Below are 7,390 nucleotides of genomic sequence, written 5' to 3'. Positions count from 1 at the left end.
TACTTCGGCGCGACCACCGCGACCGGCGCCGAATCGCTGCGGCAGTTCGGGGCGGCGTTGGGTGAGTTCGCCGGCGCGGGCGCGCCCATCGCCTTCGACAACTGGGATCATGCGATCAGCTTCCTGTTCACGCTCGGCGCACGAGATCAGACAGCAGGCCCGTTGCTGGTCGTTCTCGACGAGTTCCCCTATCTGGTCAAGGCCGTGCCCGAACTGCCGTCACTGGTCCAGCGAGAGATCGACCGGTATCAGACCGAGGCGAACGGTGTCCGGCTGCTGCTGTGTGGGTCCGCGATGTCGGTGATGGGTGGGCTTCTGTCGGCCAACGCACCACTGCGCGGCCGAGCGCAACTCGAACTTCTGGTGCAGCCCTTCGGATATCGTGCCGCGGCCGAATTCTGGGATGCCGCGCACGACCCGGCACTGGCCGTGCGGCTGCACGCCATCGTCGGCGGGACACCCGCCTATCGCAGGCAGTTCCTCGCCGACGACGTGCCCACCTCCGCCGCCGACCTCGACGACTGGCTGTGCCGAACGGTGTTGTCGCCGTTGAGTCCACTGTTCCGGGAGGCCAGGTACCTTCTCGCCGAAGAAGCCGAGATCCGCGACACCGCGCTCTACCACTCGGTGCTTGCCGCCGTCGCTCAGGGACACAACACCCGCGGCGGCATCGCCGGGTATATCGGGCGCAAATCGGTCGATATCTCCCACCCGCTCACGGTGCTGGAAGACTGCCACCTCGTCAGCCGCGAGCAGGATGTCTTCCGGTCCGGCAAGTCGATCTACCGCATCACCGAGCCACTGATCTCCTTCTACGAAGCGGTCATGCGCCCGGCTTGGGCCCGCCTGGAAACCGGTCAGGCACAACAGGTGTGGCGCAGATCGACCGAGCGATTCAACGCCCAGGTAGCCGGACCACACTTCGAGCAGATGTGCCGGACATTCCTGTTGACCGGCGGCGTCGACCAGCTCGAGTTGACCACCGAATTCGGTGCGGTCGGCTGCGGCGTGGTGACCGATTCGCACCGGCGGACCCAGATCCAGATCGACGCGGCAGTCACCGAACCCGGTGACGGGGGGCACGCACCCGCGATTTCCCTACTGGGCGAGGCGAAGTGGGGAACCACCGTCGGCATGAACCACCTCGAACGACTCGCTCGGGCCCGCACCTTGCTGACCGAACGCGGATGGAATACCGCAGCCTGCAAGCTGGCGCTGTTCAGCGGTGCGGGATTCAGTGATGCGCTCCGGCAGGAAGCCGACCGCAATCCCGAGGTCGCGCTGATCGGCGTCGACGACCTCTACACCGGCCCGGACTGACCGGCTACGCGCTGATCGGGGCCGCTGTGACGCCGTAGCCGAGGTTGGCGAGGACCTCGCTGGTGGCCTTGGCGAAGTTGAGGGTGATGAAGTGCAGGCAGGGGGCGCCTTCGTCGATGAGGCGCTGGGCCATTTCGGTGGCGATCTGGATGCCTTCGGCGCGGACGGCGGCCTTGTCCTCTTCGGGGCCGGTGCCCGCGGCGCGGGTCAGGCGTTCCATCACCGCGGGGGCGAGGGGGCGGCCGCAGAGTTCCTCGGCGCGCTGCACCGTGCGCAGCGAGGTGATGGGCATCAGCTCGGGGATGATCGGCTTGGCGCCCTCGATCGGGTCGGCGGCCAGCACCCGGTCGCGCAGGCGCAGGTAGTGCTCCACGTCGAAGAACATCTGGGTGATCGAATACTCCGCGCCGGCACGCAGTTTCGCGGCGAGGTGGCGGGTGTCGTGGTCGAGGTCGGGCGAGCGGTGGTGGCCCTGGGGGAACGAGGCGACACCGACGTGGAAGTCGCCGAGGTCGCGCACGATGCGCACCAGTTCCTCGGCGTACTCGACGCCCTCGGGGTGTTTGCGCCACTCGCCGAGCGGATCGCCGGGCGGGTCACCGCGCAGCACGAGCAGGTTGCGGATGCCGGAGTCGGCATAGGAGCCGACCAGCGCGCGCAGTTCGCCCATGCTGTGGCCGACGGCGGTGAGGTGGGCGACCGGCAGCAGGGTGGTCTCGGTGGCGAGCTCACCGGTGATGCGCACGGTGCGGTCCTTGGTCGACCCGCCCGCACCGTAGGTCATCGACACGAAAGCCGGGTGCATGCGCTCGAATTCGCGCACCGTCCGCCACAGCCTGGCCTCGCCCGCCGTGTCACGTGGCGGGTTGAACTCGACCGAGAACGGCACGCCGCTGCCCGAATGAGTGCGCAGGCTCTGCACCACCGAGGGGGTGTTCGAGACGATCGGCTGCTTCTGGGCGGGTCGATCTGGGGTCGAACGTCCCCGTCCATTGTCGAAAGTCACCGGTTCAGTGTAGTGGGACGGCACGACGCCGCTGCGCCCACCCGGAAACGGGGGGCCGCGCCAGCCGGAATCGGGCACGGACCAGCCGCGCGACCGTCAAGTCCGGTGGACGCGCAGGCCGGACACCGCCGAATCGCCAGGTGTGGGGTCGGTCGCAGCGGCCGTGTGCGCCGACGACACCCCCGCGCCACCCGCGTATTCTGCGACCAGACGCCGGTGATCGCACCGCCGCGTGCGACCCCGGTCCATCCGCTCGCCCACTTCCGCACCTGGAGGCCACCCTGTCCGCCGGAATCGGTACCCCGCTTTCCCGGTCCGTCGCCGACACGGCGGCCTCGGTCGACTTCGTCACGCTCACGCCGGGCACGCCCACCTTCGTCGCCGCGGTCGAGCAGGTGCTGGCCGGGTTCTTCGCCACCCGGCGCGAGATCGTCGACCCGCTCGGGCCGGTGTTCGTCGACGCCGCCGAGGCGCTGGAACAGTTCGTCATCCGCGGCGGCAAGCGGACCAGGCCTGGCTTCGCCTGGACCGGCTGGCTCGGCGCCGGTGGCGACCCGGCCGGGCCCGACGCGGCCACGGTGCTCACCGCCTGCTCGGCGCTGGAGCTGGTGCAGGCGTGCGCGCTGGTGCACGACGACATCATCGACTCCTCGCAGACCCGGCGCGGTTTCCCGACCGTGCACATCGATTTCGAGGACCGGCATCGCGCGGCGGGCTGGCCCGGTGACGGCGCCGAGTACGGCAGGGCCGTCGCCATCCTGATCGGCGATCTGGCCCTGGCCTGGGCCGACGACCTGGTACACGAGGCCGGGCTCACCCCGGCCGCGCTGGCCAGGTTCGCGCCGGTGTGGGCGCGGATGCGGACCGAGGTACTGGGCGGGCAGCTGCTCGACATCAACGGCGAGGCCGGTGGCGACGAATCGGTCGAGGCCGCGCTGCGGATCAACCGGTACAAGACCGCCGCCTACACGATCGAACGACCGCTGCATCTCGGCGCCGCGCTGGCGGGCGCCGACGACGACCTGGTGGCGGCGCTGCGGACCTACGGCACCGACGTCGGCATCGCCTTCCAGCTGCGCGACGACCTGCTCGGCGTGTTCGGCGACCCGGCCGTCACCGGCAAGCCGTCCGGCGACGACCTGCGCGAGGGCAAGCGCACGGTGCTGATCGCGGAGGCACTACAGCGGGCCGATCCGGAATCGGCGGCACTGATCCGCACCGGGCTCGGCACCGACCTCGACGACGCGGCGGTGGATCGGCTGCGCGCGCTGCTCACCGAGCTCGGCGCGGTCGACGACGTGGAACGCCGCATCACCGAGCTCACCGACACCGGCCTGCGCGCCGTGGCGGCCAGCAGCGCGAGCCCCCAGGCCAAGCAGTTGCTGCACGACATGGCGCTGGCCGCCACCCGCCGCGCGGCCTGAGGCTGATATGAAAAGCGTTGTGGGACAAGCGAATCATGTCGTCGTGGTGGGCGCGGGACTGGCCGGTCTCGCCGCGGCGCTGCACCTGCGCGGTGCCGGCGTCGAGGTCACCGTGCTCGAACGCGCCGATCATCCCGGCGGCCGGGTCGGGCGGTACCGGTTCGACGACTACGAGATCGACAGCGGCGCCACGGTACTCACCCTGCCGGAACTGATCGACGAGGCGCTGGCCGCCGTCGGACACTCGCGCGACAGCGTCGGCCTGCGTATCCACCGCCTCGCGCCCGCCTATCACGCGCGCTACGCCGACGGCAGCGACATTCGCGTCTTCGACGACGCCGCGGCGATGGCCGCCGAGGTCGCCGACACCTGCGGACCGGCCGAGGCGGGCAACTACCGGCGGCTGCGGGACTGGCTGGGCCGGATCTACGGCGCCGAATACGACGAGTTCATGGACGCGAACTTCGATTCGCCGCTGGACCTGGTGCGCAGCCCTCGCTCCCGTGCCTCGCTGGCGACGCTGGTCCGGCTCGGCGGTTTCGGCAGGCTGGGACCGCGGGTGCGCTCCTACCTGCGTGACGAGCGCCTGGCCAGGCTGTTTACCTTCCAGGCGCTCTACGCGGGGACGGTGCCGGACAAGGCGCTGGCGCTCTACGGCGCGATCCCCAACATGGACACCTGCCTCGGTGTCTTCTTCCCCGAGGGCGGCATGCGGGCGATCACGGCCGCGCTGGCCGAGGCGTTCGTCGCCGCCGGTGGACGGCTGGTGCTCGAGGCCGAGGTCGCGGGGATCGACTACACGGCGGGCACGTCGCGGCGCGCCGAGGCGGTCCGTACCGTCGACGGCCGCGGTTTCGCGTGCGATGCCGTGGTCGTCACCGCCGATCTCGGTTCGCTGCCCCGGTTCGGCCTGCGGTATCGCCGTGGTCTGCGGGCGTCACCGTCGGCGGTGGTCGCGCACGGCACCGTGCCCGCCGAGGTCGCCGCGCAGTGGCCGGTGCAGGCGCATCACACGATCGATTTCGGCGCCGCCTGGGCGACGACGTTCACCGAGATCTCCGCGCGCCGCGGGCGGGGGAAGCTGATGAGCGATCCGTCGCTGCTGCTGACCAGGCCCGCGCTCACCGATCCCGGCCAGTTCGTCGACCGCGCCGACGGCCGTCACGAACCGCTGTCGGTCCTCGCGCCGTGCCCGAACCTGGACGCCGCGCCGCTGGACTGGGATCACCTCGGCCCCGCCTATCTCGGCGAGCTGCTCGCGGAGCTGGAACGGCGCGGCTACACCGGGATCACCGAGCAATTCCGGGTCGACCACGTCGACACACCGGCGACGTGGGCCGCCCAGGGCATGATCGCGGGCACACCGTTCTCGATCGCGCACCTGTTCCGCCAGACCGGCCCGTTCCGGCCACGCAATCTGCCAAGGGGCGTGGACAACGTCGTTCTCGCAGGTTGCGGCACCACTCCGGGGGTGGGTGTGCCCACCACGTTGCTGTCGGGCAAGCTGGCCGCGGCACGAATCACCGGCAGCCGGGCGCGCAACGCGACCGACCACCGGGTTAGTGTTCCAAGTTGAAGCCGTAAACTGACGGCCGACTTATCAGCTCGCGGTTGCGACCGCCGACCATCCGGGGGGACCGACCGCATATGCCGCCCCCCGAGACGACCGTAGGCACCATGGACAACACGCGCACTCTCGAGCGCCAGCGTCACCTACCCGATCGCCCCGATCCCGGCGTGCGGACCCGGCTGCGCACCGCAGGCGACTTCCTCCGGAGTCCCGAAGGCCACGCGGCCCTCCTGGGCTTCTTCGGCGCCACGATGATCACCTTCGGCGGCTTCGGGGCGGGCGCAGTCCGCAAACACGATCCGCTGCTCGAGGCGCTGCACCTGTCCTGGCTGCGATTCGGCCACGGATACGCGTTGTCGATGATCGCTGTCTGGGTCGGCGTGCTGATGATGATCACCGCGTGGGTTCGGCTCGGTCGCACCACGATCGGTAAAGGCGAGTCGACGGTCACCCTCAACGAGTTGCGGGCGATCGTCGGAATCTGGGTCACGCCACTGCTGTTCGCGGCACCGATGTTCAGTCGCGACGTCTACTCCTACCTCGCCCAGGGCGCGCTGCTCCGCGACGGTTTCGACCCCTATCAGGTGGGGCCCGTCGCCAATCCTGGTGTGCTGCTGGACAACGTGAGTGCGGTCTGGACCACCACCACCGCACCGTACGGGCCGGTGTTCTTGCTGATGGGCCGCGCGATCACCTCGCTCACCGGCGACAATGTGATCGCGGGGACCATCGCCTTGCGCATCGTCATGCTGCCCGGACTGGCGCTGATGATGTGGGCAGTGCCGTACCTGACCAAGCATCTCGGCGGGAAGCCGACCGTGGCGCTGTGGTTGGCCGTACTCAACCCGCTGGTACTGGTGCACCTGATCGGTGGCGTGCACAACGAGATGCTGATGGTCGGGCTGATGTGCGCCGGCATCGCGCTGGTGCTCGAACGCCATCATGTGGCGGGCATTGTCGTCATCGCCATCGGCGTCGCGATCAAGGCGACCGCGGGCGTCGCGCTGCCGTTCCTGGTGTGGATCTGGATTCTGCACGAGAAGGAACGCCGGGCCGCCGAGCGCCGGGCCGCCGCGGACTCCGACGTGGGACCTGCCGAGGACCAGAATCACCCGGACGCGGCGCGACCGTCCGCCGATATGCCGCATCCACTGCTCGTGTTCACCAAGATCGCCGGCATCGGCGTCGGTGTGTTCGCGCTGGTATTCGGCGCCGCATCGGTGATCGCCGGGGTCGGCTTCGGCTGGGTCACCGCGCTGCAGGGCTCGAACAGAATCATCAACTGGCTGTCGCTGCCGACGATCCTCGCGTATATGGTCACCTGGGTGACGCCGCTCGATTTCGACCCGGTGCTGTGGGCGACCCGCAAACTGTGCCAGGTCGCCCTGATCGTGTTGCTGGTCGCGACCTGGTGGCGGTTCCGGCACAGCGAGCGTGAGGCCGTGATGGGCATCATCATCGCGTTCGTCGCGATCGTGCTGCTCTCCCCCGCCGCGCTGCCCTGGTATTACTCGTGGCCGCTGGCGCTGGCCGCCGGGTTCGCGCTCTCGACGCTGAGCTTGCAGTGGCTGGTGGGCATCTGCACCTGGTTGATGCTGGTGTTCCAGCCCGACGGGTCGCTCGGGCTGTACAACTTCTGGCACGTCGCACTCGCGATCTTCGCCGCCGTCGTCGCCGCGCTGTCGCTGCGCATCGTCGACCCGCTGCACCTGCGTTCGGCCAGTTCCCAGCCCGTCACCAGGGATCCGGCGCCCACCGTCCGGGCATGAGAGATCGGCGTCCGGGTGCGGTCGCTGACCTCGCACAGCGTGTTGGCATGCGGAACAGCGAGAATGTGCCGGGCATCGGACACGGCACGGTGACCACGCTCGATACGGCGTATGCGAGCTGTCGACGGATCGCCGCCGAACACGGTCGCACGTACTACCGGGCGACCACCTTGCTCACGCCGCCGCGGCGACGTGCGGTGCACGCGCTGTACGCCTTCGCGCGGATGGGGGGGCGGAACTCTCGCCCACACCCCCCCCCCCCCCCGGGGGGGGGGGTTATCAAAAACACACACACACACAG

Annotated in this window: 6 protein-coding genes; 5 read left to right on the top strand and 1 reads right to left on the bottom strand. The window is 69.7% G+C overall.

Annotated elements, in window-relative coordinates:
* The coding region (locus tag ACFWPJ_RS18905) for an ATP-binding protein (protein ID WP_378853023.1) at positions 1–1,320 on the top strand (1,320 nt) is incomplete at its 5' end.
* A 4-nt stretch (positions 1,321–1,324) separates the two neighbouring features.
* Here the strand turns inward: ACFWPJ_RS18905 and ACFWPJ_RS18900 are convergent.
* Positions 1,325–2,326 carry a methylenetetrahydrofolate reductase gene (locus ACFWPJ_RS18900; protein ID WP_378853021.1) on the bottom strand — a complete coding sequence of 334 codons (1,002 nt, stop codon included), beginning with the start codon at positions 2,324–2,326 and terminating at the stop codon, positions 1,325–1,327.
* Positions 2,327–2,595: 269 nt separating this feature from the next.
* On the opposite strand from ACFWPJ_RS18900, the gene ACFWPJ_RS18895 reads away from it, so the two are divergent.
* From ACFWPJ_RS18895 to ACFWPJ_RS18880, 4 genes are all read left to right on the top strand, one after another.
* Positions 2,596–3,750, top strand: a complete 1,155-nt coding sequence (locus ACFWPJ_RS18895) for a polyprenyl synthetase family protein (protein ID WP_378853027.1) — start codon at positions 2,596–2,598, stop codon at positions 3,748–3,750.
* A 7-nt stretch (positions 3,751–3,757) separates the two neighbouring features.
* Entirely contained in the window at positions 3,758–5,326 is a 1,569-nt protein-coding gene (gene crtI, locus ACFWPJ_RS18890; RefSeq protein ID WP_378853019.1) for a phytoene desaturase family protein, read from the top strand.
* A 101-nt stretch (positions 5,327–5,427) separates the two neighbouring features.
* Positions 5,428–7,089: an alpha-(1->6)-mannopyranosyltransferase A gene (locus ACFWPJ_RS18885; protein ID WP_378853017.1), complete on the top strand. Its 1,662-nt coding sequence runs from the start codon at positions 5,428–5,430 to the stop codon at positions 7,087–7,089.
* 47 nt (positions 7,090–7,136) lie between these two features.
* Positions 7,137–7,390 (top strand): squalene/phytoene synthase family protein (locus ACFWPJ_RS18880; protein ID WP_378853015.1); only part of this gene is annotated, 254 nt, incomplete at its 3' end.

This window comes from Nocardia sp. NPDC058497 (assembly GCF_042720195.1).
Lineage (GTDB): Bacteria > Actinomycetota > Actinomycetes > Mycobacteriales > Mycobacteriaceae > Nocardia.
This window is presented reverse-complemented; position numbering and strand designations above follow the sequence as displayed.